Annotated in this window: 28 protein-coding genes; 20 read left to right on the forward strand and 8 right to left on the reverse strand. The window is 28.0% G+C overall.

Translation table 11 applies throughout. The annotated features are described in order from the left end of the window. Nucleotides 1-87 precede the first annotated feature (87 nt). The 7 genes from ABIV_RS01325 (at nt 88) to ABIV_RS01355 (ending at nt 5,222) form a co-directional block, all read left to right on the forward strand. Nucleotides 88-963 (forward strand): aspartate carbamoyltransferase catalytic subunit, encoded by an 876-nt coding sequence (locus ABIV_RS01325; RefSeq protein WP_114838180.1) that lies wholly within the window; start codon nt 88-90, stop codon nt 961-963. Between the two features lie 14 nt (nt 964-977). Continuing rightward, a complete protein-coding gene (locus tag ABIV_RS01330; RefSeq protein ID WP_114838181.1) occupies nt 978-1,931 on the forward strand; it encodes an aminodeoxychorismate synthase component I in 954 nt (317 codons plus the stop codon). A gap of 97 nt (nt 1,932-2,028) precedes the next feature. Next, complete coding sequence (locus ABIV_RS01335; RefSeq protein WP_114838182.1) at nt 2,029-3,066, forward strand: Cj0069 family protein; 1,038 nt, start codon at nt 2,029-2,031, stop codon at nt 3,064-3,066. A gap of 52 nt (nt 3,067-3,118) precedes the next feature. Next, a complete protein-coding gene (locus tag ABIV_RS01340) occupies nt 3,119-3,694 on the forward strand; it encodes an aminotransferase class IV family protein (protein ID WP_114838183.1) in 576 nt (191 codons plus the stop codon). A gap of 89 nt (nt 3,695-3,783) precedes the next feature. Beyond that, entirely contained in the window at nt 3,784-4,221 is a 438-nt protein-coding gene (locus ABIV_RS01345) for a hypothetical protein (RefSeq protein ID WP_114838184.1), read from the forward strand. Nucleotide 4,222: 1 nt separating this feature from the next. Then, a complete protein-coding gene (locus ABIV_RS01350; protein ID WP_205526941.1) occupies nt 4,223-4,909 on the forward strand; it encodes an AzlC family ABC transporter permease in 687 nt (228 codons plus the stop codon). After that, nucleotides 4,902-5,222 carry a branched-chain amino acid transporter permease gene (locus ABIV_RS01355; protein WP_114838185.1) on the forward strand — a complete coding sequence of 107 codons (321 nt, stop codon included), beginning with the start codon at nt 4,902-4,904 and terminating at the stop codon, nt 5,220-5,222. Before ABIV_RS01350 ends, ABIV_RS01355 begins: the two co-directional genes overlap by 8 nt. A gap of 10 nt (nt 5,223-5,232) precedes the next feature. Here the strand turns inward: ABIV_RS01355 and ABIV_RS01360 are convergent, their stop codons facing one another. The 7 genes from ABIV_RS01360 to ABIV_RS01390 all read right to left on the reverse strand — a co-directional run bounded on the left by ABIV_RS01360 (nt 5,233) and on the right by ABIV_RS01390 (nt 9,887). Further along, nucleotides 5,233-6,357 carry a GGDEF domain-containing protein gene (locus ABIV_RS01360; RefSeq protein WP_114838186.1) on the reverse strand — a complete coding sequence of 375 codons (1,125 nt, stop codon included), beginning with the start codon at nt 6,355-6,357 and terminating at the stop codon, nt 5,233-5,235. 132 nt (nt 6,358-6,489) lie between these two features. Further along, the gene (locus tag ABIV_RS01365) at nt 6,490-7,488 is read right to left on the reverse strand and encodes a beta-ketoacyl-ACP synthase III (protein ID WP_114838187.1); all 999 of its coding nucleotides are present in this window, start codon (nt 7,486-7,488) and stop codon (nt 6,490-6,492) included. Nucleotides 7,489-7,516: 28 nt separating this feature from the next. Next, entirely contained in the window at nt 7,517-8,509 is a 993-nt protein-coding gene (gene plsX / locus ABIV_RS01370; RefSeq protein ID WP_114838188.1) for a phosphate acyltransferase PlsX, read from the reverse strand. Then, nucleotides 8,509-8,661, reverse strand: coding sequence for a 50S ribosomal protein L32 (gene rpmF, locus ABIV_RS01375; protein WP_114838189.1), 153 nt, complete (start codon nt 8,659-8,661; stop codon nt 8,509-8,511). The genes plsX and rpmF overlap by 1 nt, the downstream gene beginning before the upstream one ends. Nucleotides 8,662-8,675: 14 nt before the next feature. After that, on the reverse strand, nt 8,676-9,056 hold the full coding sequence (locus ABIV_RS01380) for a DUF177 domain-containing protein (protein WP_114838190.1): 381 nt from the start codon (nt 9,054-9,056) through the stop codon (nt 8,676-8,678). A gap of 17 nt (nt 9,057-9,073) precedes the next feature. After that, a complete protein-coding gene (gene ndk / locus ABIV_RS01385) occupies nt 9,074-9,487 on the reverse strand; it encodes a nucleoside-diphosphate kinase (RefSeq protein ID WP_114838191.1) in 414 nt (137 codons plus the stop codon). A 124-nt stretch (nt 9,488-9,611) separates the two neighbouring features. After that, nucleotides 9,612-9,887 (reverse strand): 4Fe-4S dicluster domain-containing protein, encoded by a 276-nt coding sequence (locus tag ABIV_RS01390; RefSeq protein ID WP_114838192.1) that lies wholly within the window; start codon nt 9,885-9,887, stop codon nt 9,612-9,614. A 265-nt stretch (nt 9,888-10,152) separates the two neighbouring features. On the opposite strand from ABIV_RS01390, the gene ABIV_RS01395 reads away from it, so the two are divergent. The 5 genes from ABIV_RS01395 to ABIV_RS01415 all read left to right on the forward strand — a co-directional run bounded on the left by ABIV_RS01395 (nt 10,153) and on the right by ABIV_RS01415 (nt 14,832). Next, on the forward strand, nt 10,153-10,749 hold the full coding sequence (locus tag ABIV_RS01395; protein WP_114838193.1) for a peroxiredoxin: 597 nt from the start codon (nt 10,153-10,155) through the stop codon (nt 10,747-10,749). 160 nt (nt 10,750-10,909) lie between these two features. Then, nucleotides 10,910-12,238 (forward strand): transcription termination factor Rho, encoded by a 1,329-nt coding sequence (gene rho / locus ABIV_RS01400; protein ID WP_114838194.1) that lies wholly within the window; start codon nt 10,910-10,912, stop codon nt 12,236-12,238. 171 nt (nt 12,239-12,409) lie between these two features. Further along, on the forward strand, nt 12,410-13,366 hold the full coding sequence (locus ABIV_RS01405; protein WP_114838195.1) for a methionine ABC transporter ATP-binding protein: 957 nt from the start codon (nt 12,410-12,412) through the stop codon (nt 13,364-13,366). Then, nucleotides 13,366-14,004 (forward strand): methionine ABC transporter permease, encoded by a 639-nt coding sequence (locus ABIV_RS01410; RefSeq protein WP_114840424.1) that lies wholly within the window; start codon nt 13,366-13,368, stop codon nt 14,002-14,004. The genes ABIV_RS01405 and ABIV_RS01410 overlap by 1 nt, the downstream gene beginning before the upstream one ends. Before the next feature lie 21 nt (nt 14,005-14,025). After that, complete coding sequence (locus ABIV_RS01415; RefSeq protein WP_114838196.1) at nt 14,026-14,832, forward strand: MetQ/NlpA family ABC transporter substrate-binding protein; 807 nt, start codon at nt 14,026-14,028, stop codon at nt 14,830-14,832. Nucleotides 14,833-15,038: 206 nt separating this feature from the next. Here the strand turns inward: ABIV_RS01415 and ABIV_RS01420 are convergent, their stop codons facing one another. Then, a complete protein-coding gene (locus ABIV_RS01420) occupies nt 15,039-15,701 on the reverse strand; it encodes a uracil-DNA glycosylase family protein (RefSeq protein ID WP_114838197.1) in 663 nt (220 codons plus the stop codon). Nucleotides 15,702-15,826: 125 nt separating this feature from the next. Here ABIV_RS01420 and murI point away from each other — a divergent pair, with 125 nt between their 5' ends. From murI to ABIV_RS01460, 8 genes are all read left to right on the forward strand, one after another. Then, nucleotides 15,827-16,624: a glutamate racemase gene (gene murI / locus ABIV_RS01425; protein ID WP_114838198.1), complete on the forward strand. Its 798-nt coding sequence runs from the start codon at nt 15,827-15,829 to the stop codon at nt 16,622-16,624. Then, nucleotides 16,617-18,515, forward strand: a complete 1,899-nt coding sequence (locus tag ABIV_RS01430) for a DNA polymerase III subunit gamma/tau (protein WP_114838199.1) — start codon at nt 16,617-16,619, stop codon at nt 18,513-18,515. Before murI ends, ABIV_RS01430 begins: the two co-directional genes overlap by 8 nt. Then, complete coding sequence (locus ABIV_RS01435) at nt 18,475-18,744, forward strand: hypothetical protein (protein WP_114838200.1); 270 nt, start codon at nt 18,475-18,477, stop codon at nt 18,742-18,744. Before ABIV_RS01430 ends, ABIV_RS01435 begins: the two co-directional genes overlap by 41 nt. A 13-nt stretch (nt 18,745-18,757) precedes the next feature. Beyond that, entirely contained in the window at nt 18,758-19,588 is an 831-nt protein-coding gene (locus tag ABIV_RS01440) for a DsbA family protein (RefSeq protein ID WP_114838201.1), read from the forward strand. Nucleotide 19,589: 1 nt separating this feature from the next. Next, a complete protein-coding gene (gene hemC / locus ABIV_RS01445) occupies nt 19,590-20,528 on the forward strand; it encodes a hydroxymethylbilane synthase (protein ID WP_114838202.1) in 939 nt (312 codons plus the stop codon). A 132-nt stretch (nt 20,529-20,660) separates the two neighbouring features. Further along, a complete protein-coding gene (locus ABIV_RS01450; protein WP_114838203.1) occupies nt 20,661-21,203 on the forward strand; it encodes a hydrolase in 543 nt (180 codons plus the stop codon). 90 nt (nt 21,204-21,293) lie between these two features. Next, nucleotides 21,294-22,385, forward strand: coding sequence for a substrate-binding domain-containing protein (locus ABIV_RS01455; protein WP_114838204.1), 1,092 nt, complete (start codon nt 21,294-21,296; stop codon nt 22,383-22,385). Next, entirely contained in the window at nt 22,378-24,504 is a 2,127-nt protein-coding gene (locus tag ABIV_RS01460) for a PAS domain-containing protein (protein WP_114838205.1), read from the forward strand. The genes ABIV_RS01455 and ABIV_RS01460 overlap by 8 nt, the downstream gene beginning before the upstream one ends. Nucleotide 24,505: the final 1 nt, after the last annotated feature.

The raw sequence follows: 24,505 nt of genomic DNA on the forward strand, positions 1-24,505 counted from the left end.
CCTAAAATTTTGAGTGAAAACATTATACTTAAATAAAAATTTTAAAGCTGTTTTTGATAAAATCAAAATTAAAATTAAAGGGAATAAATGCAGCACCTAATTCGTACAGCAGATTTTACAAATGAAGAAATTTTAGAGCTATTTGATGATGCTAGAATGTTTCTAGATATGCAAAGTAATGAAGTTCTAAAGGGAAAAATTGTAGTAAATCTATTTTTTGAAGACTCTACAAGAACAAGAAGTGCTTTTGAAATGGCAGCTAAAAGACTTGGAGCTCAGGTAATCTCTTTAGATGTAGGAAGAAGCTCAAGAAGCAAAGGTGAAACTATCTTTGACACTATTGCAAATATCAATGCAATGAAACCAGATGCTATTACTATTAGACATAGCGAATGTGGTTTACCAGGAAGTTTAGTTGACCATGTAGATTGTCCGATTATCAATGCCGGTGATGGAAAACATGCTCACCCAACTCAAAGTTTATTAGATTTATTTACTATTTATGAACATTTTAATGGTCAAGTTGAAGGTAAAAAAGTTGCAATTATTGGAGATGTAAAAAGTTCAAGAGTTGCAGGTTCAAATAGAAGACTTCTTCCTAGATTTGGAATGGATGTTTGTTTTGTTGCTCCTGATTGTTTTAAATATGAAGATAGTGAGTTTAAACAATATGATACTTTAGATGAAATTATTGATGAGGTTGATGTTGTTATGAGTTTAAGAACTCAACTTGAAAGACATGATGAAGTATATTTTACATCATTAACTGATTATGCAAAGAATTATTGTATTACAAAAGATACTTTTGGAGATAGAGATATTTTATTACTTCACCCAGGACCAGTAAATAGAAATATTGATATAAGTGATGAGATGTTAGTTGACCCTAGAAATAAAATCTTAGAGCAAGTAAGAAATGGTGTTGCTGTAAGAATGGCAATTTTAAAGAAGCTTATAAAATAAACTAGTTAAATAATTTGAATAAAAACCTACAAAGTATACTAAATAAATATGGCTCTTTAAAAGAGCCATTTTTTTTTACAATATCTTATGATTTATCACAATTTTATATAAAACCCTTAGAAGAACTTCCTAGTGATATAAAATTTGAGATAAATGAAAAAATATCTTCAAAACTTTCACACAAAGAAAGCTTAGTAAAAACTCCAATTTCTTTTGATAAATATAAGAAAAGTTTTGAAACTTTACAAAATCATATAAAAGAAGGTAATTCATATATTTTAAATCTAACTGCAAAAACAAGGATTGAAACAAAATTTAGTTTAGATGAGATATATGAAAAAGCAAATGCAAAATATAAATTAAAATTTTTTGATAAATTTGTCTGTTTCTCTCCTGAAAAATTTGTAGAGATAAAAAAGAATAAGATAGCAACTTACCCTATGAAAGGGACAATTGATAGTAGTATTGAAAATGCAAGTGCCAAGATTTTAGGAAATATAAAAGAGATGGCAGAACATACTATGGTTGTAGATTTACTTAGAAATGATTTAGGAATTGTGGCAAATAAAATTAAAGTAGAGAAGTTTAGATATATTGATAAAATAAATGCAGGAGATAAAAAACTTCTACAAGTAAGCTCTAAAATCTCAGGTCAATTAGATGAAAATTGGCATGCTAAAATAGGGGATATTTTAACTGCACTTTTACCTGCTGGTTCTATAACTGGAACACCAAAGAAAAAAACTGTTGAAATACTAAAAGAGAATGAAAATTATGATAGAGGTTTTTATACTGGTATTTTTGGAGTTTATGATGGAAATTCTTTAAACTCTTGTGTGATGATAAGATTTATTGAAAAAGATGAAGAAGGAAACCTTTATTATAAAAGCGGTGGAGGAATTACTTGTGATTCAAATGTTGAAGATGAATATAAAGAACTTATTGACAAAGTCTACTTACCTTTTTAATTACAAAAAGATTACATAAAAACTTATTTTTTAACCTTGTAACCATAAAGTATTTTTATTATTTTAAAATCCTTGAAATTTTTTTAAGGAGAAGATTATGAGAAACACTATTTTTGTAATAGAGTACACAAAGGGTAGTGATAAAGGCTTTGATGGTTTTAGACCCGATACTAAACCAATTTTAAATGCAATTGAAGAGGTAACTGACTATAAAACAGAGATTGTTTTTTATAGACCAAATAGAAAATATGAACTACTTGACTATTTAAAAGAGAAAGCAGTAGCTGTTATAAGTAGAATCAATCCTGGTAACTTAAAAGAAGTTGATGAATATTTCCAATTTTTAAAGGCTTTAGGAAATTCAGGAGTTGAAGTACATACTCATCCAGATGTTATGATTAATCTTGATTTTAAAGATATTTTAGCCAAACTAAAAGGAACTAGACTAGGGGATAAGGATACTTATTTTTATAATACCTTTACTGATTTTGCAAGAAAGTTTCCCTCTGATTTAGACAAGTATGGAATTAGAGTTTTAAAAACAAACTATGGTTCTACAGGGGAGGGTGTATATTTAGTATCTAAAAAAGATGATGGTTCAATTTTCTCTGTTGAGGCCGTAAACAATGAGAAATTTTATTATGATAACATCAATGAATTTTTAGAAAAATTTGAATCAAGATTTGAAGAAGAATCAGAATATGCTGCATATTTCAAAGGTAAAAATGGTTTTGTAGGGTGTAGATATTTAGAAAGAATTGCTGAAGGTGAAGTTAGAGTTTTACTTGTAAATGATAAACCTATCTCTGTTGTACATAAAAAACCTCAAGAGGGTGAATTTTCTGCAACACTTTTTTCTGGAGCTCAATATAGATATGAATCACCAGATGAACCAAAATGGAAAGAAGTTATTAAACTTACTACAAAGGGTTTAAAAGATTTAAAACCTTTTTTAAAGGGTCAAAACTATCCACTTCTTTGGACTATGGATTATATTATGGATTATAATGAGGATGGAACAGATAAATATGTTTTATCTGAAATCAATTGCTCTTGCGTTGGTATTACAACAGAACTTCACTATGCAAAGGAAGTTGCAAAAGTTTTTGAAACAAAAAAGAAAAAGAAAAAATAGGCAACTTAAGAGAAAACTCTTTATAATTTGAAAAAAATTATAAAGAGTAGCTTTGAATAAAAATATATTTTTTGAAACAATTAAATGTGATGACTATGAAGTTTTTAATTTAACTTTCCATGAAGACAGAGTTGCTAAAACAATAGCAAAAAACTTAAACTTACAAGACTATATTTATCCTCCTTCAAATGAACTTTCAAGATGTAAAGTTGTTTATGATGAAAGTTCAATTTTAAGTGTAGATTTTTTCCCTTATAAAAAAAGAGAGATTAATACTTTTAGGATAATCGAAGTAGCTGAGTTAGAGTATTCAAAAAAATATTTTGATAGAACAGAATTAGAGTTATTATTTAATAAAAGAGAGTCTTGTGATGAAATTATTATTATAAAAAATGGTTTAGTTACAGATACCTCAATTGCAAATATCGCTATTTTTGATGGAGATAATTGGATTACACCTAAAAAACCACTTTTAGCAGGAACTACAAGAGCGAGATTACTTAAAAATGCAGAATTAATTGAGAAAGATATTACCCTTGAAATGCTTTTAAATTCTAAAAAACTAGCATTAATGAACGCAATGATTGATTTTGATGAAATTCAAAACTATAGTTTTTCCTATAAATAATCTTTATAAAAAATTTACAATTTTATAATAAGTATAATCATCTATTACATAGGATATAATACAAAACTAATTTAATGCAGGACTAGAAAATGATTAATAACATATTAGAAGATATTGAATATAAAGAATTAGTAAGTACTCAAGTAAAAGATACAATGAATTATTTAGTAAATAAAGGACAGGAGTTTGCAGTAACTGCAAATATTGATGCAGTTGAGTTTAATCCTGAACTTCCAAGTGCAACAAAAGAACAGTTAGCAAAATTTTCTTTATTTGTTTTAAAAAACTACACATATAGTACTATAAAAATTAGTGAAACTCATATAAGTTTTGAAGCTGGTTTTGGAAGTGAAAATTTTGGCTCTACAGTAAAAATTCCATTTTATGCAATCTTTCAAATAGTAGTTGATGAATCAATACTTTTTATTAATTCAGTTGCAACTATTGATAAATATAATGAAAATATAACAAAAGAGAAATCATTAAACGTATTTAAAAATAATCCTAATAACAGAAGATTCAAATAATTTGAAATTAGAAAGAGAAATAAAGACTGCATTTAAAATTTCTATCCCTGTTATGATGGGATACTCTGTTTTAGGTTTTGCCTTTGGATTATTATTAGTATCTTTTGAATATCCTTGGTATTTAGCTCCTTTAATGAGTCTTTTTATTTATGCAGGGGCTTTACAATTTGTTGCAATTAATTTTTTTAATGCTAAAGCAGGTTTTGTAGATATTGCAATCGCTTCTTGGTTTGTAAATTTAAGACAATCTTTTTATGGTTTATCTTTATTAAAAAGATTTAAAAAAACAGGAAAGTTAAAACCCTATTTAATCTTTGGCTTAACAGATGAAACTTATGCACTTCTTACCACAATAAAAGATGATGAACAACTAAAAAAAAAGTGGTACTACTTTTTTTTAACAGCTTTTAACCAATTCTATTGGTTTACAGGAGCAACTTTAGGAGCAATAGTTGGTTCAAATGTTGAATTCAATACAGCAGGTTTAGAATTTTCTTTAACAGCACTATTTGTTGTATTATGTATAGAACAGTATAAAAACTTGAAAAATCCAATTCCTTTTGCTATTGGAACTATTTCTTCTATTATAGCCTTAGCTTTTGTTCCAAGTGATAAAATGCTTATAGTTACTATTTCATTGGCTTTAGTTTTACTTTTCTTTTTTAGGCAGAGGTTAAATGATGAGTAGTATGGAACTTTATATTGCTATTGCAATTATGGCATTGGTAAACTTTTTAACAAGAGTTTTTCCTTTTATCTTTTTTGCAAAAAGAGATTTACCACAATCATTAAATTTTATAGAGAAGTTTTTCCCTGCAACCATAATGACAATCTTGGTATTTTATACACTAAAAGATATAAATTTTTCTTTATACCCTTATGGTATAAAAGAGTTAGCAGGAATATTTTTTACAGCAGTTTTACACCTAGTTCTTAAGAATTATTTGATTTCAATTTTCTTAGGAACTATATTTTATATGGCTTTAGTACAATATCTTTAAGTACTAAAGCTTATATTGTTATAATTTTATTTCTTCCTGTTCTTTTGGCTTTATAAAGTCTTTCATCCGCTAATCTCATAATTGAATCAATACTATTTTCTTTTGTTGGAATGATACTAATTAACCCTCCTGAAATTGTCACAAAATCAGAGATATGGCTTCCTTTATTAGGTATTTTTAGTTCTTTTATTAAAGTTTGAATCTTTAAAATTAATGCTAAGACTTCCTTTTCATTTTTATTAGAAAATAAAATAGTAAACTCTTCTCCACCCACTCTATAAATAGTGATTTCATGTTCTATACATAAGTTTTTTAAAGTTTTAGATACTTTCTTTAATGCTTCATCTCCTTTAGCATGTCCATAAGTATCATTTAACTTTTTAAAATAATCTATATCAAATATTAATACAGTAAGTAGTTTTTGATTTTTTATAGACTCTTTTAGTTCTAAATTAAATTGTTCATCAAAATATCTTCTATTATATATTTTTGTTAGCTGATCAGTCCTTGACAACTCTTCAAGTTTTTTATTAATCTTTTTTAGTTCTCTCTCTGCTCTTAATCTAGCTTTTCTTTCTCTAATTAAATTTATAGTTTTAATAGATAGTTTATCATACATTGAAAGTATAGTCTCTATAAGATTCTTCATCGAACCACTCATCATACTTTCTGTTTCATAAATAGCTTCTTTTATATTTTTACCATCTTCTAAAGACTTTATGATAAGTGCAAATCTTTTATCTTCATCAACTATATGAAAAGCCAGCCATCTAATTAAAAATAGTAAAATCTCTTCAATAACTTCATTATAACTTTTATCTTGATTTTTTTCTTTTAGTTCTAAAACTTTAGGTAAAAAAGATTCATGACTTTTGTAATGTTCTTCAAGAAGCTCTTTATTTACAATATACTCTTTCCAGATTTTTTCTTCACTTTTAAAGTGATATTCTGCATATTTTGCAAGTTCATTAAAAGTCTCTTCAATCTCAATATTTCTTTCTTGAGTAAGACTATTTGCAAGTTTATTAAGAAGATTTATTAATACTCTATGCTCTTTATCAATTTGTTCAATCCCAATTTCAAGGTTCTCATTCCATGGAAATATCTCGAAATTCTCAGTAATTTTTTTAGTCAAACTTATCCCTAGTTAAGTGTAATATCTTTATATTACTATTGTAACAAATGTGACCGAAATGTATTCTTTATTGTAGAAATAAATATATATATTATGTAAGTTTTAAGATGAGCAAAAGCTCATCAGTAAAATTTATTGTTTTGGTGAGAAAGGGAAAAGTGCAGATCCCCAAGTAAGTCCAGCTCCAAAAGCATCAAATAGGATTTTATCTCCTGCTTTGATTTTTCCTTGTTCATAAGCATAATTCATTGCCATAGGAATTGAAGCTGCTGAAGTATTACCATATTTATCTACAGTAACTACTGTTTGTTCTTCATTTAAGCCTAAAGCATCACCTACAGCTTTAATAATTCTGTAGTTTGCTTGATGAGGGATAAAGTGTGTGATATCTTCATTTGTTAAGCCATGTTTTTCCATCATAACTTTTACATCAGAAGTTAATGTTTTAACTGCAAGTTTGAAAGTTTCATTTCCTTTCATTCTAATACAAGCCATCTTATTATCTAAAACTTCTTGTGAGCAAGGGTGTTTACTTCCTCCCCCAGCAGTTTTAATTAAGTCATCATAGTTTCCATCACTTGAGCAGTTCACATCAACTATAGCTTCTTCTTTTTTATCTGTTGCAGAAATAATTGCTGCACCAGCTCCATCTCCAAAAATAAAACAAGTAGTTCTATCTGTATAATCTAAAATTGAAGTATACTTTTCTGCACCAATAATTAGTACATTCTTTTTCATACCAGATTCAATGTATGCTTTTGCTAAAGATACTGCGTATACAAATCCTGTACATGCGGCACTAATATCCATAGCTTGAACTGGTGGTAAATCAAGTTTTGATGCAATTAAACAAGCTGTTGAAGGCATACAAAGATAATCAGGAGTTACTGTTGCACAAATAACTAAATCAATATCTTCTTTTGCAATATTAGCTCTATCAATAGCAACTTGTGCTGCTCTTGCACCTAAGTCAGATGAGGCTTCATTCTCTTCTGATACTCTTCTTTCTTTAATACCTGTTCTTTTTGTAATCCATTCATCTGTTGTATCAATGATTTTTTCAAAATCAAAATTAGTCATAATTTTAGGAGGGATATAAGCTCCAATTGATCTAAACGCTGCATAAGCCATAAAAAAATTCCTTAAATAAAAAAGAGGATTAAGAGCTAAATCTCTTTAATCTCTCTTCAATATCGTTGTTTAAGTTAGAACTTGCACTATTGATAGCTTGAAAAATAGCATTTTGTATAGCTTTAGGGTTTGATTTTCCATGTGCAATAATTACAGGAGCTTTTACACCTAATAATGGTGCACCACCATATTCTGCATAGTCTACTCTAACTTTTAAGTTTTTGAACACCTTTCTCATTAATACTGCACCAGCAATTGAGATAAGTGATCTTTTAAGATTCTTTTTAATAATTTTACCAATAGTATCTGCAACACCTTCTGCAGTTTTTAATAAAATATTACCAATAAATCCATCACAAACAACTACATCAACTGAGCCTTTAAATACATCACTACCTTCAACATTTCCTGCAAAGTTAGGAATTTTTGAAATTAGTTTAAAAGCCTCTTTAGTAACTTCGTTACCTTTACTCTCTTCTTCTCCATTACTTAATAAACCAACTAATGGTTCATCAATTTGTAGAACATCTCTTGCATAAACTTGACCCATAACTGCAAATTCAAAAAGATTTTTTGCATCACAGTCAACATTAGCTCCAACATCTAATACTAATGTATTTTGATTTTCACTTGTAGGCATTAATGTTGCAATAGCAGGTCTAGTTACACCTTTAATTCTTCCAATTCTTAGTGTCGCTAAAGACATTGAAGCACCAGAGTGACCAGCAGAAACTACTGCATCAGCTTCTCCAGTTTTTACTAGATCAATAGCTTTATAAATTGTAGATTCTTTTCTCTTTAATGCATCAGTAGCAGAGTCACTCATACTAATTACATCATCAGTATGTATAATTTCTACTCTATTTAATAAATATGAAGGGATTAAGTTTTCAAGTTGAGTTTTATCACCTACTGCTATAGCAGTAAAGTTGTTGTTTAGTTTTAGAGCGGCAATCAAACCGTCTATTATAGGTTGAGGACCAAAGTCCCCACCCATAGCATCAATAGCAATTTTTAGCATTAGTTTTTATATTCACCAGTATTTGGGTTAACCATATGAGGCATTTTCCAAGTTCCGTCACTATCTTTTACTGGTCTTTTTAAAGTAATTTTATAGTGAGTTCTTCTCTTAGCTGCTCTAGTATGAGATACTCTTCTCTTAGGTACTGCCATGTTTTTCTCCTTATTTAATATTCTTTATCAACTAAATCACTCTCTGTACAATTATTACAGATGTGATAGTCACTATATATAGATGATATTTCACTTTGAATAATTTCATCAAAATCAATAATATTATCATCTACTTCTATAACTAAGTCTTCTGACTCAGAGGAATCGTTTTTGAAAATACCATCACTTATCAAGAAATTAAACTCTTCCTCTAAAGTAACAGTATCATCTTCACCGCATCTTGCACATTGAACTGTAGTTTTTCCACTAATAGTGCTGTCTACTTTGACTAAAGATGGCGATATTTTACAAAAAGTACCTTCAATTTTAACTGAATTGTGTTCAGCACTAAAAATTTTAGGGCTTTGTGGTACTTTTCTAAATTCTATTTTCATTGAAAATTTTAACTATATTAACAAATTTCTCTATCTGAGAAGAAAAATTTAATTTCGATTGCTGCATTTTCTAATGAATCTGAACCGTGAACTGCATTTGCATCAATTGAGTCAGCAAAATCAGCTCTGATTGTTCCAGCAGCTGCTTCTTTAGGGTTTGTAGCACCCATTAAGTCTCTATTTTTAGCCATTGCATTTTCACCTTCTAAAACAGAAACTACAACTGGTCCAGAAATCATGAATTCAACTAATTCACCAAAGAAAGGTCTTTCTGCGTGAACTGCGTAGAATGCTTCTGCATCAGCTTTTGATAACTGTACTTTTTTAGTTGCAGCAATTCTTAATCCGTTTGATTCAAATCTGTCTAAGATTTTACCAACAACGTTTTTTGCTACTGCATCAGGTTTAATGATTGATAACGTTTGTTCCATAGGTATTTTCCTCATTTAATTTTTAAGTCGCGGATTATACCTAAAAAATAAAAAAAAGGCAAGTAGTAAAAAAACTACTCACCTTTTAATAAAATATTCTATATATAAATGTTAAAAATTAATATTAATCTTCAACGCAAGGTTCACCTGCAGTCATACCATCTCTAACTGGGTGAGAAGCACCTTCTCTTACATCCCATACGATACAACCTTCAGTTGGACATGCTTCTGCACATGCTGGTTCATCATTGTCCCCAATACATTCAGTACATGTTTCAGGGTTTACATAATAAATATCTTCTCCAGTTGGATTTTCATCATTATCAACAATTGATTCAGTAGGACATTCATCTAAACATGCATCGCAATTAATACAAATGTCTGTAATTTTAACTGCCATTTTATAACTCCTTGTTAAATTTTAGAAACTTTATCACACTAATAATAAATTTATCATTAAATCTATGTATTATTAGAAATCCCACAGAAAGGCACTTTAATGAAAATAATAACAACTATCAAATAGTAATATTTTGAATATTTGGATAAATTTTTTCCTAAAGTAAAGATTATCTTAAATTTTTTATTTATCTTTATACTTATTATTTATTTTAAAAAAATTCTACTATAATGATGTCACAAAAATTTTAATTAAAGGAAATTATATGTTAGTTACAAAAAAAGCTCCAGATTTCACAGCTACAGCAGTACTTGCTGATGGTTCAATTGTTGAAGATTTTAACCTTTATGATAACATCGGTGAGAAAGGTGCGGTATTATTTTTCTATCCATTAGATTTTACATTCGTTTGTCCTTCAGAAATTATCGCATTCTCTAAAAGAATTGAAGAATTTACTTCAAGAGGTATCAATGTAATTGGTGTTTCTGTAGATTCTCAATTTTCTCACTTCGCATGGAGAGAGACTCCAGTTGAAAATGGTGGAATTGGAAGAATTAAATATCCATTAGTTGCAGACTTAAGCAAACAAATTTCTAAAGATTATGATGTATTATTCGGAGAGTCTGTTGCATTAAGAGGATCTTTCTTAATTGATAAAGATGGAACTGTAAGACACGCTGTAATCAATGACTTACCATTAGGAAGAAACATTGATGAAATGATTAGAATGGTAGATACAATGTTATTTACAAATGAACATGGTGAAGTTTGTCCTGCAGGATGGACTAAAGGTGATGAGGGTATGAAAGCAAACAAAGATGGTGTTGCTGAATATCTTGCTAAACACGAAGGTGACTTATAATAGTTAATAAAGATGCCTAATTTAGGCATCTTTATCTTTATAAAATATAAATTTCTTGACATTTTTTTAAATAAACACTAAAATACAACACAAATTCTTAATAACACTACAAAACTTACATTACATTAATATGTAATTCTATAAAAGGCAAAATATACTTATGGAAGAGTCAAAAACTCAATCTAAAACAAAATCTACGGCAAGTAGAAAAGCAAGAACTCATGTGCCTGTTGAGGGGTACAAAATCGAACAACTTAGGGAACTTCCCCTTGAAGAACTTCTTAAAATAGCAAAAGAATTAGAAGTAGAAAACCCGCAAGAGCTAAAAAGACAAGACCTTATGTTTAACATCTTGAAGTCTCAAATTGACCAAGGTGGTTTTATTCTATTTACAGGAATACTTGAAATAAAAGATGGTGGTTTTGGTTTTTTAAGAGCAATGGATGGAAACTTCTCTGATACATCAAATGATTCATATGTATCAGCAACTCAAATTAGAAAATTTGCATTAAGAACAGGTGACATTGTTACAGGGCAGGTTAGACCTCCTAATAAGGAGAGTGAAAAATATAATGCTTTATTAAAAATTGAAGCAATAAACTACCTACCAATCAATGAATCAAAAAACAGACCTTTATTTGACAACTTAACTCCTTTATACTCAACAGATAGATTTAAATTTGAATATGATCAAACAAAAATGACAGGAAGAATGTTAGATTTATTTGCTCCAATGGGTAAAGGACAAAGAGGACTTATTGTTGCACCTCCTAAAACTGGTAAAACAGAACTACTAAAAGAGTTAGCACATGGGATTACTAGAAATCATCCCGATACTCACTTAATGGTTTTATTAATTGATGAAAGACCAGAAGAGGTTACTGATATGCAAAGAAGTGTTAAAGGAGAAGTTTACTCTTCTACTTTTGACTTACCTGCACAAAATCATGTAAGAGTTGCAGAAATTGTTATTGAAAAAGCAAAAAGACTTGTAGAGATGAAAAAAGATGTTGTTATTCTTTTAGACTCAATTACAAGATTAGCAAGAGCATATAATACAGTTACACCATCATCAGGTAAAGTTCTTTCTGGTGGGGTTGATGCAAATGCTTTACATAAACCAAAAAGATTTTTTGGTGCTGCAAGAAATATTGAAGAGGGTGGTTCTTTAACTATTATCTCTACTGCTCTTATTGAAACTGGTTCAAAAATGGATGAAGTTATTTTTGAAGAGTTTAAAGGAACAGGAAACTCAGAAGTTGTGTTATCAAGAGATGCAGCAAATAGAAGGGTTTATCCAGCACTTGATATTACTAAATCAGGTACAAGAAAAGAGGAGTTATTACTTTCTCCTGAAATTCTACAAAAAACTTGGATTCTTAGAAATGCTATTGCTTCAATGGATGAAGTTGAAGCTCTTAAATTTTTATATTCAAAAATGCAAAAAACAAAAGATAATGAAGAGTTCTTTGCTTCAATGAATGAGTAAAATTAAGTGACCCTAAGGGGTTACTTTTTTTTCTTTATAAATACAAGTAAAATAATCAAGATTAAAATACTTAGTTTTCTTAAAGTTAACTCAAACTTTCAAATAAGTTACCTCTTTAATACTTGTTTTATACTTTTTTGTATAATATTCACCCACAAATAAGGACTTATTATGATAACTATTAAAAATCTAAATAAATATTATGGTAAAACAAAAGTTTTAAACAATATATCTATTGAGATTAAAAAAGGTGAAATCTTTGCTATTGTTGGACATAGTGGTGCGGGGAAATCAACACTACTTAGATGTATAAATGGACTTGAAGAGTATAGTGATGGTTCATTACAAGTAAATAATAAAGAGATTAAATCACTTAAGAAAGAAAACTTAAGAGAATTTAGAAAAAAAATTGGAATGATTTTTCAACATTTTTCATTAGTACAAAGAAAAACTGTATATGAAAATGTAGCACTTCCAATGCAACTTTGGGGATATAAAAAAGAGCAAATTGATAAAAAAGTAAATGAATTATTAGCTCTTGTTGGATTAGATAATAAAAAAGATTCATATCCTAACCAATTAAGTGGTGGACAAAAACAAAGAGTTGCTATTGCAAGAGCATTAACTTTAGAGCCAGAAGTTTTACTTTCTGATGAAGCAACATCTGCTCTGGACCCAAATACAACAACATCAATTCTAAATCTTTTAAAAGAGATTAATGAAAAACTTAATATTACAATTGTTTTAGTTACTCATGAAATGGATGTTGTAAAACAGATTGCCCAAAAAGCTTTATTATTAGAGCATGGTAACATTATTGGTTTTGATGATACAGAAGAACTATTTTTAAAACCTGATGAAAAGATGAAAGAGTTTTTAGGAGAGAGTGAAGTTGTACCTTCTGAGGGTGTAAATATTAAATTATATTTCCCTAAAGATAATGCTTATCAATCCTTTATAACAAAAATGGCAAGAGAATTAAATATGGATTTTAATATTGTATGGGGAAAACTTGAAGAGATAAACACTCATATAGTAGGTAATATGGTTATAAATATAGAAGAAGAAAAGAAAGAGATTGTTACAAATTATATAAAAGAACATGACATTGTATGGGAGGTTTTATAATGGTTGATATTTTATTGCCAGCACTTGGCGAAACTGTATATATGTCATTTGTTTCTACATTTTTTGCAGTAGTAATTGGATTTTTTTTAGCAATTATTTTAATACTTACTTCAAAAGGTGGATTACGAGAAAATTTAAAAATTTATACTATTTTAGATGTTGTAATTAATACTTTAAGATCTTTTCCTTTTATTATATTAATGATTGTTTTATTTCCTCTTACTAAATTTTTAATTGGAAAGAGTATTGGTACAACAGCCGCTATTATACCTCTTACAATTGGAGCTGCTCCTTTTATTGCAAGATTAATTGAAAGTGCTTTCAAAGAGGTTGATACTGGTGTTATTGAAGCAGCAAAATCTTTTGGTGCTAGTGATTGGCAAATTATTTTTAAAGTGATGTTAGTTGAAGCAATGCCAAGTATTATTTCAGCTATTACTTTAACACTAATAACGGTTATCGGGTTTTCAGCTATGGCTGGAGCAGTTGGTGGTGGAGGTTTAGGAGATGTAGCTATTAAATATGGATACTATAGATTCCAAACTGATACTATGTTATATACAGTTGTTATATTAATTGCACTTGTACAAGCAGTTCAAAGTACAGGTGATTATATATATAAGATTACAAAAAAATAAATTAAAAAAGAAAGGACACAGATGTTAAAAAATATTTTAAAATTAGCATTAGTAGGTGCTGTTGCACTTGGAATTACTGCTTGTACTGGTTCAGAAGAGCCAAAAGAAGAAGCAAAAAAAGTTATTAAAGTTGGAGCTACTCCAGTTCCTCACTCAGAGATTTTAGAGATTGTTAAACCACTTTTACAAGCTAAAGGTTATGAGTTAGAAATCGTAGAATTTACTGATTATGTTACTCCAAATATTGCAGTTGATGAAGGTGAATTAGATGCAAATTTTTTCCAACATACGCCATATTTAAATGAGTTTAATAAATCTAAAAATACAAAGTTAGTTAAAACAGTAAATGTTCATTTAGAGCCAATGGGATTATATTCTCAAAAAATTAAATCTTTAGATGAATTAGAAGATGGTGCAACAATTGCAGTACCAAATGACCCAACAAATGGTAGTAGAGCTTTAGATGTTTTAGTAAAACAAGGTTTATTAACATTTAAAGATGTTCAATTTAAAACAGCAATTGATATTGTAGATAATCCAAAAAATTTAAAAATTAAAGAGTTAGATGCTCCACAATTACCAAGAGTATTAGGTGAAGTTGATGCTGCAATTATTAATACAAACTATGCTTTAGCAGCGGATTTAAATCCTACTAAAGATGCTTTAGCAATTGAATCAAAAGATTCTCCATATGCTAATATTTTAGTTGTAAGAGAAGGTAATGAAAATAAAGATTATATTAAAGCTTTAAATGAAGTATTAAACTCAAAAGAAGTAAAAGAGTTTATTGCAACTAAATATAAAGGTGCTATCGTAGAAGCATTCTAATTAAATAAAAAGAAGGAAGGTAGTCCTTCTTTTTATTCCTTGACGAACATATTTATTACATATGTAACTGCTGTAAACGCTACTAAACTTAAAACCACAAACATTAAGATTTCAGTAATGAACATGATAATTCCTTTGCATATCTTTTTATAAATGAATACTCATTCATAAAATAAAAGTATAAGAAGATTAGCTTTATATAAATCTTAAGTAGATTTGAAAATTTTAGAATATTGTTCAATTCTAAAATCAAAAGTTGTATAGTTTTTATCTTGAGCTTTTCTTCTTTTATAAAGTTTATTTGAACCAATATATCTATTTGCTGCATTAGAAGGAGAAGTAAGAGAAATAGTTTTAAACTCTCTGTTATCAAAAATAAATTTATGTATTTTTGGAATTTCATTATTTACTAAATGAAATTTAATTTCCTCTTTTTTTAAAATTTGTCTTAAAAAATATTCTGGACCATTTTTAGAGTTTCCACCTGTAAAAAGTAAAGTATCAATACTTTTATATTTTTTTAAATAAAAAAGAATATCTCTTAAAACAATTTCACTCATACCTAAATCACTGGCATCAATTTTCTCTCTTTTGCAAGAATCTACAATATCACAAATACCTATTTGATTTTTGTCTAAAAACTCTTTTCTTTGTTCTACTGCTTGAAGGCTATTATCAAATAATAAATCTAACTTATAAATTTTATTAAGTACTGGCCAAAGTAGGTTGTCTTTTGAGCCATAACAAAAGTTTACATCTTCTTTTTTAAATTCATTAATACAAAACCTTGGAGGAGGAAGAGTTCCTACAATTATTTTTTTTGTATCTTCATTTAAATATGGTTTATAAGGATGGAAGTGATGAAACATATTTATCTTTTTTATTTGGATTCTAACTTTTTTAGCATAAATATATAGATATACAAAAGTAGATTATTTAACTATTTAGTTATAAGTTTTTAGATATAATCTTACAATTTTAATAAAGGTTTTATTTGAAAGTTGGTGTTTTTGATTCAGGGCTAGGAGGCTTAACTGTAGTTCAAGCTCTTGCTAACTCTTTAAAAGGTGTTGAAGTTTTTTATATAGCTGACACTTTGTTTGCACCTTATGGGGAAAAAACAAAAGAACAGATATTAAAACATAGTTTAGATATTACTAATTATTTAATAAGTAAACATCAAATTGATGCTTTAATTGTTGCTTGTAATACAGCAACTTCTGCAGCAATCAAATATTTAAGAGAAGAGTTTCCTCATCTTATGGTTATTGGAACAGAACCTGGTGTTAAACCAGCGATGCAAGCAACTCAAACAAAAAATATTGGAGTTTTAGCAACCCCTGCAACTTTAAGTGGAGAGAAATATCAACAACTATTAAAAGACCTAGCTTTAGAACATGAAGTAATAGTACATGACCAAGCTTGTAGAGGTCTTGTAGAGCAAATTGAAAATGGAAAAGTATCTGATGTTGATACTCATAATATGCTAAAAGATTGGTTAGATCCTATGAAAGAAAAAAGTGTAGATACAATTGTTTTAGGTTGTACTCACTATCCTTTGGTTTCAGAACTCATAAAAGAGATTATGGGAGCAAATATAAAACTTATTGAGACAGGTTCTGCTATTGCAAGAAGATTAGAATCTCTATCTTCTTCAAATGGTTTTACTTGTGATGGTGAGTTAAAAATAAATGTTTTTTATACTGGTGAAATAAAAAAAGAGATGATTAATATGATATTAGAAACTTGGGAAGATGGTGGAAAAATAGTGGTAAGGAATGAAAATGAGTAATGAGAAACAAGAGAAAAAAGTTTTAGCTTTAAAATATAGACCAAAAAGATTTGAAGATTTAGTTGGACAAACAACAATTTCTCAAACTCTTTCTTTAGCATTAGATTCTAATAGATTATCTCATGCTTACCTTTTTTCAGGACTTAGAGGAAGTGGAAAAACATCAACAGCAAGAATTATGGCAAAAGCACTTCTTTGTTCAAATGGTCCTACTTCAAAACCTTGTGAAGTTTGTGAAAACTGTTTAAGTTCTAATGCAAATAGACATTTAGATGTGATAGAGATGGATGCTGCTTCAAATAGAGGTATTGATGATATTAAAGATTTAATTGAACATACAAAATATAAACCAAGTAGTGCTAGATTTAAAGTATTTATTATCGATGAAGTTCATATGCTTACTACACAAGCTTTTAATGCTTTACTTAAAACTTTAGAAGAACCTCCTGGTTTTGTAAAATTTATACTTGCAACTACTGATCCACTAAAACTTCCTGCAACTATTTTAAGTCGTACTCAACATTTTAGATTTAATAAAATAGCAAATTCAGATGTAATGCATCACTTATCTCATATTTTAAATGAAGAGAATATTGATTTTGAAACACCAGCCCTTGATATTGTTACAAGAAGTGGGCAAGGTAGTTTAAGGGATACATTAACACTTTTAGACCAAGCAATTATTTTTTCAAAAGGTAAAATTACAGTATCTTCTGTAGTTGATATGTTAGGACTTATTGAGCCAGAATTAATGGATAAACTTTTTGAAATAATCTTAAAAAAAGCAGATATTACTCAACTTGTAAAAGAGTTAGAAAACTATGAAATTTCTCAAGTTTGTGATGAAATGACAATCTATCTAAGACAAAAAATGTTAGCAAAAGATGCTAAATTTGACTTACTTCTTTTTGATAGATTTTTTAGAATTTTAAGTGATGCAAAACATTTATTATCTTTAAACTCTGATGGAACATTTGTTTTAATTTTAACTCTTTCAAAAATGATTGAAGCCACAAATCTAAAAACGATTGATGATATTATTAATCAAGTTGAAGAAGTAGAAGTTAAACCTGTAATTAAAGAGGCAATCTCTGTAGAGAAAGTAGTTGAACATGCTAACAATGATTTAAATCACGCTTATGATGATAAACCCGTTAAGTTAAATGAACAATACCATGAAAATATGCATAAACAAAATAGTATCTCTTTAGATACTCTTGATGCTATCCCAACAGTTGCACCTATAGAGAGTTTTGAAGAAAAACCAAAAGAAGTAGTTTCTGAAAATACTTTAAATAAACCTATTCAAGAACTAAAAGAACCTAAGGTAGAAACTGAAATTCAAGAAGATAATTTTGCTACACCCTTTGATGCTTTTGCAACACCTTTTGATGAAGAAGTAGTTTTAAAACAAGAAGAACAAAAAGTAGAAGAGCCTTCTTTTGAGCAAGAGATAAATCCTACACAAGTAGAAGAGTCAACGCCTTTTACTTCTATAGAAAGTTTACCTAAGAGTGAAGAACAAAGTGAGGTTTCTTCAAATGTGAAAGCGCAAAAAGTAGAAGAAACAATAGAACAAAATGAAGAGCAAACAGAATCTTTTCAAGAAGAAATTGTAAGTGAAGTTTATGACCCTAATAAAGATGTTTATGAAACTTTAATCAATAAAGTTTATGAAAGAGATGTTGAACTAGGCGAATTATTTGAAAGAAACTTTATCTATAAATCTTTTGAAAATAATAAACTTCAAATAAGCTCTTATGCTCAAGGGGATGAAAGAAAATTCTTATTAAAGCATTATGGAGTTATTAAGATTTTCATTTATGATATTTTTGGTCAAGATACAGAAATTGAATTTACAAAGGAAGATCCCTCCACAAGAGGAGCCTAAAACAGAAGAACAGACTTTAAGTCAAAATGAGGATAACTCTTCTGAAAGTGGCTCAATGATTGAAGATATTGAGGTTGGTTCAGGATGTGTTGCTGATATGCAAAAAGTATCAAATCCAGCACCTTCACAAAGAGAATTAGAGTTAAATGAGATATTAAACTCACCAATGCTTGATAAAGCAAAAGAGTTACTTCATGTAAAAAAAATTACAGTGAAGACAAGAAATTGATGAAAGGAAAAATATGATTTTAAAAAGTTTACTTCCTATTTTTTTAGTGGCAGTTTTTTTAAATGCAGATAATTTAGAAAATAAAGTATTAGAGTTTGAGAAGAAACGATTTTCTCAAAATCCAAGAGTTGAACTTAATAAGTTATCAGTTTTTATGAAAAAAGAGTTGTCTCAAAAAGGTTGGTATGGTTTTATAGTTGATATTGAAGCAACAATGGCGGGTAATAAAGTAAATGCTAAAGATGTTGTTTTTACAAATGGAGAAGTTGTAACTTCAGAGCTATATGATTTAACAAGTGGTACATCACTAAAAGATGTAATGACTCCAAAGTTAACAGATAAATATTATGATAAAAAAAGATTAATAGCTGGAAATCATAATGCAAAAGATAAAATTGTGATTTTCTCTGATCCATTATGTCCATTTTGTATGGATTATGTTCCAGATGTAATCAATCATGTTAAAAAATATGAAGATAAAATAGCTCTTTACTATTATCATTTTCCTCTTTTATCTATTCATCCAGCAGCAGCACCATTAGTTAGATTAATGGCTAAAGCTAAAGAAGATGGAATAGCAAATATTGAAGAAAAAGTCTATTCTGTTTATTGGGATGAGAAATTTTCTTCTAAAGAAAATGATGCTGATGTAATTATAAAAGCATTTAATAAAGAGTTTAAAACTTCTTATACTAAAAAAGATATAAATAGTAAAAGAGTTGGAGAAGAGATTTTTGAAGATGTAAAAATGGGAGAAGATGTACTTGTGCAAGGAACACCTACTATTTTTATAAATGGTGAACAAGATAAATCAAAATTAAAATATGAAATGTTAGGAAAATAGAATGAAAAAATTAGTTATAGCAACAAGAAGTAGTAATTTAGCCTTATGGCAAAGTGAATATATTAAAGCACAATTAAATGAACACTATCCAGATTTAGAGATTGAATTAAAATCATTTGCTACAAAAGCTGATAAAATTTTAGATGTTCCTTTAGCAAAGATTGGAGGGAAAGGTCTTTTTACAAAAGAGTTAGAAATTGCACTTTTAAATAAAGAAGCGGATATAGCAGTTCACTCTTTAAAAGATGTTCCAGTTGAGTTTGAAGATGGATTTGTATTAGCAGCACTTTCAAAAAGATTTGATCCAAGAGATGCTCTTTTAAGTGAAAAATATTCAACTATTCAAGAATTACCACAAGGTGCAGTTGTTGGAACAACTAGTTTAAGAAGAAGACTTGAAATTAAATTATTAAGACCTGATATTGTTTTAAAAGATTTAAGAGGAAATATTAATACAAGAATTGCAAAATTAAAAGCAGGTGAGTATGATGCAATCATCCTTGCAGCAACTGGTGTTCAAAAACTTCAAATTGAAGATGAAGTTAAACATTTTAACCCAATTCCTACAAGTGATATGATTCCTTCAATGGGACAAGCTACTTTAGGTATTGAAACTTTAGATAATCCAGAGTTAGTAGAGTTATTATCTGTTATTCATGATAAAAATGCAGAAATAGAATCAACTATTGAAAGAGATTTTGTTAGAACTTTAGAGGGTGGTTGTCAAGTTCCAATTGGAGTAAAAGCTACAATTATTGATGAAAACTCTGTTGAAGTAAGAGCAATTGTTGGTATGCCAGATGGGAGTGAATATATTCAAGAAGATTTAATTGCTGATATCAATGATTATAAAAATATTGGTAAAACATTAGCACAAACTTTTATTGACCAAGGTGCAAAAGAGCTACTTGCTCGTGCTGAAAAAGTAGCATTTGAATAGCATTTTTAAGGGCTTTATGCCCTTTTTGCTCATTTCACTCTTAATTTATAAAAATCCTAACTAAAATAGTAATATTTACTAGCTTTTTCTTATATGTTTTTGTATTATAAATTATTAATTTAAGGAGTTAATATGAAGATAAAAGCAGAAAAATCAATTTTTGTACAAGTAGATATTCAAGAAAAACTTTTCCCTCATATTTCAGATAATGAAGAGTTAGAAAAAAATTTACAAATATTAATCAAAGGATTAATACTTCACGAGATTCCAGTTATTGTAAATGAACAATATAAAAAAGGAATAGGGGAAACAATTCCTAGTATTCATGAACTTACAAAAGATTATCCTCATTTTGAAAAAACAACATTTTCTTGTTGTGGAAATGATGATGGATTAAATGCAATAAAGAAAAGTGGTAGAGATACAGTTATTTTAGCTGGAATTGAAACTCATGTTTGTGTTTTACAAACAGCTTTAGATTTGTTAGAAGAGGGTTTTAAAGTTGTTTTAGTAACAGATTGTGTTAATTCAAGAAAACAAAAAGATAAAGAAATAGCAATTCAAAGATTAATTCAAGCAGGAGTAATTCCTACAACATATGAATCTTTATTATTTGAATTAACAATAAATGCAAAGCACCCTGTATTTAAAGAAATCTCAAGATTAGTAAAGTAGTTAAAAGCTACTTTACTGACTTAAAGTAATAATCATTTATTTACTAATTTTTACTATTTTGTTATAATATTTCTTTTTTAAAGGCATACTATGAAATATTTACTAACATTTACCTTGCTATTTCTCTTTTCACTTAACTTGTATGCCGTCGATGAAGAGTATTTTCAAGTAAGAGAATTTTTGAAAACCACTAACCAAGAAGATAAATACAATGAATTTAATAAAATTATAAAACAAGATGCCCAAGCATTAAAAAAGAAAAATAAAAAGATAAAAATAGTACTTGTTTATCCAGCAAACCAAATTTCAGATTATTGGAGAAAAAATAAAATCTCTTTTGAAAAAAGACTAAAAGAGCTTAAAATTGATTATGAATTAATTGATTTTTTTACAAAACCTGCTGTTGAAATAAAAGAACAATCAAAACATTTAATGAAAGCTTTAAAAGAGAATCCAGATTATTTAATCTTTACTCTAGATGCAAAAAAACACAAAAAATTTGTAGAAAGAATAGTAAGTAAAAAAAAGACAAAACTAATTCTACAAAATATCACTACACCTCTTAAAGAGTGGCAAAATAGACAACCTTTTATTTATATTGGTTTTGATCACTACAAAGGAACTAAACTTTTAGCTGACTACTATATAAAAGAGACAAAAGGTGAAGGAAACTACGCTGTACTTTATGGCTCAAAAGGTTATGTGAGTTATATGAGAGGAACAAGATTTGTAGAGTATTTAAATGAGAATTCAAAATTAAAGCTTACCCATGAATATTATACAGATGTTAATAAAGAAAAAGCAAAACTTGCGACTTTAGATTTATTAAGTAGAGATAGTAATCTAAAGTTTATTTATGCTTGTTCTACAGATATAGCTTTTGGTGTAATTGAAGCTTTAAAAGAGAAAAACTTATTAGGACAAATTAAAGTAAATGGTTGGGGTGGGGGAAGTAATGAACTTACTGCAATAGAAAACAACCTTTTAGATATTACCGTAATGAGAATGAGTGATGATAGTGGTGTTGCAATGGCTGAAGCAATAAAACTTGATATTACAAATCAAGCTTATAAAGTTCCAACAATTTATTCAGGTGAATTTGCAATAGTTGAAAAAGGAATTGAGCAAGTAGAATTAGAAAAACTAAAAAATAGAGCTTTTAGGTATACAAAAGATGATTAGAAAAAAGTTTTCTCTTACAATTATTAATAGTTTTTCAATAATTATATTTCTAATAGTTCTTTCTTTTGGAATCTCAATTTGGGCATATTTTTCTACAGAAAAAGTATTGGATTACAATTTAAGACAATATTTTAATCAAACGGTTAATCTTACAAAAATAATTGTTGATAATGAAAAAGATAATTTAGATGAAATTACTTTTAAAATAAGTAAGTTATTAGCTAATATGGAAGAAAAAGATAAATCTATAGAGGATTTAATTGATGATTCAACTTCAACAGATCAAGTAGATTTATTATATCTTGAAAAAGATAATCAGCTAATTGATTATAGTAATTCTCTTTTTGATACACAAGCAATAATAAGTTTAATTAGTAAAGAAAATCTCAATATAGGTAATAGTTTTTTAGTAATTACTCATAAAGATGAAAAATTCCTAATTCTACTTAGCTCTAAAAGGATTATTGATGAAAAGACAGGAAGAGTTAGTGCTAGACTTTATGCAGGAAAGATACTTAATGATAACTTCTCTTTAGTAAATAGTATTAAAATTAATGCTTCTTTAGTAGAAGTTTATATCTATTATAAGGATGACTTAATTGCAACTACAGCAAAAGATGCTTTAATAGATTTTAACTCAATAAGAAATAAAGAAATAGTAAAAAAAGAGAATATATTATATTTTAATAAAAGGGTTGAATTAGATAATAAGGATTTTATTAATGTAATTTTTATTACAAATAACTCCACTATCTCTTTACTTAAAAATGATTTTATAAAAGCAGGTGTTATTCTATTTTTATTTGTAGTTGTATCTTTCTCTTTTTTATATGTATTTACAAATAGATATTTTATTGAGCCATTTTCAAAACTTTTAAATTTTGCAAAAGAAGCAAAAGATAATAAACTGGTACTTTATGAACAAAGTAATATTTTAGAGTTTGATAACTTTGCTATTAACTTAAAATCAATTATTGATGAGTTAAGAGAAGTAAAAGAACAATATGCAAGAGCTATTGAAGGTGTACAAGATGGGTTATGGGATTTAGATTTAGTAACTGGAAATGCTTATTATTCAAGAAGATATTTGGAGATGTTAGGTTATAACTCACAAGATGAGATTATAGATATTAAAAATTTTTGGAAAAGAAGTGTTCATAAAAGTGATTATAAAAAGACATTAAGGAAATTAAGTAATCATCTTAAAGGGGAAACAAGTTTTTATGAAGATAACTATAGATTTAAATCTAAAAATGGTTCATATAAGTGGCTTAGAATTAGAGGAAAGGTATTTTTTGATATAGAAGGAAAGCCTATTAGAATGACAGGCTTTCATACTGATATTGATGAAGTAATTAAATTACAAAAAGATAATCAAAAAAAAGAACAGATGATTTATCAACAAAGTAAATTAGCTTCAATGGGAGAAATGATTGGAAATATTGCACATCAATGGAGACAGCCTTTAAATGTAATTAGTACTATCTCTTCTAGTCAAATTATGCAAATAGAACTTAAGATTGATAAAAAAGAAGAGACAATAAAAGACCTAAATAAGATAGTAGATACTGTTCAATATCTATCTACAATTATTGATAAATTTAGAAACTTTTTTAATCCAAATAAAGAACTTGAAAAATTTAATATTGAAGATATTATAAAAGAGAATATAGAAATTTTTGAAACTTCATATAAATCATATGGAATTAACTTAATAACAAAGTTAGAACCAATAGAGATAATAGGTTATAAATTTGAGTTAATGCAAGTAGTAATTAATATTATAAATAATGCAAAAGATGCAATTCAATCAAGACTCTCTTCAGAAGATAAAAAATATATTTTTATGAAAAATTATATTGAAGAAGAAAAAGCAATTATTAAAATTTCTGATAATGCAGGTGGAATAAGAAAAAATATAAAAGAGAAAATTTATGAACCATATTTTACAACAAAACATAAATCTCAAGGAACAGGACTAGGGCTTTATATGTCTTCTGAAATTATAAAAAAACATTTTAAAGGTCAACTATATAATGAGACAATAGAGTATGAATATGAAGATGTAAAATATAAAGGAGAAGAGTTTACAATAGTAATACCTATTAATGTTAAATAGG

The sequence above is a fragment of the Halarcobacter bivalviorum genome (assembly GCF_003346815.1).
In the GTDB taxonomy this organism is placed as follows: Bacteria; Campylobacterota; Campylobacteria; order Campylobacterales; family Arcobacteraceae; genus Halarcobacter; species Halarcobacter bivalviorum.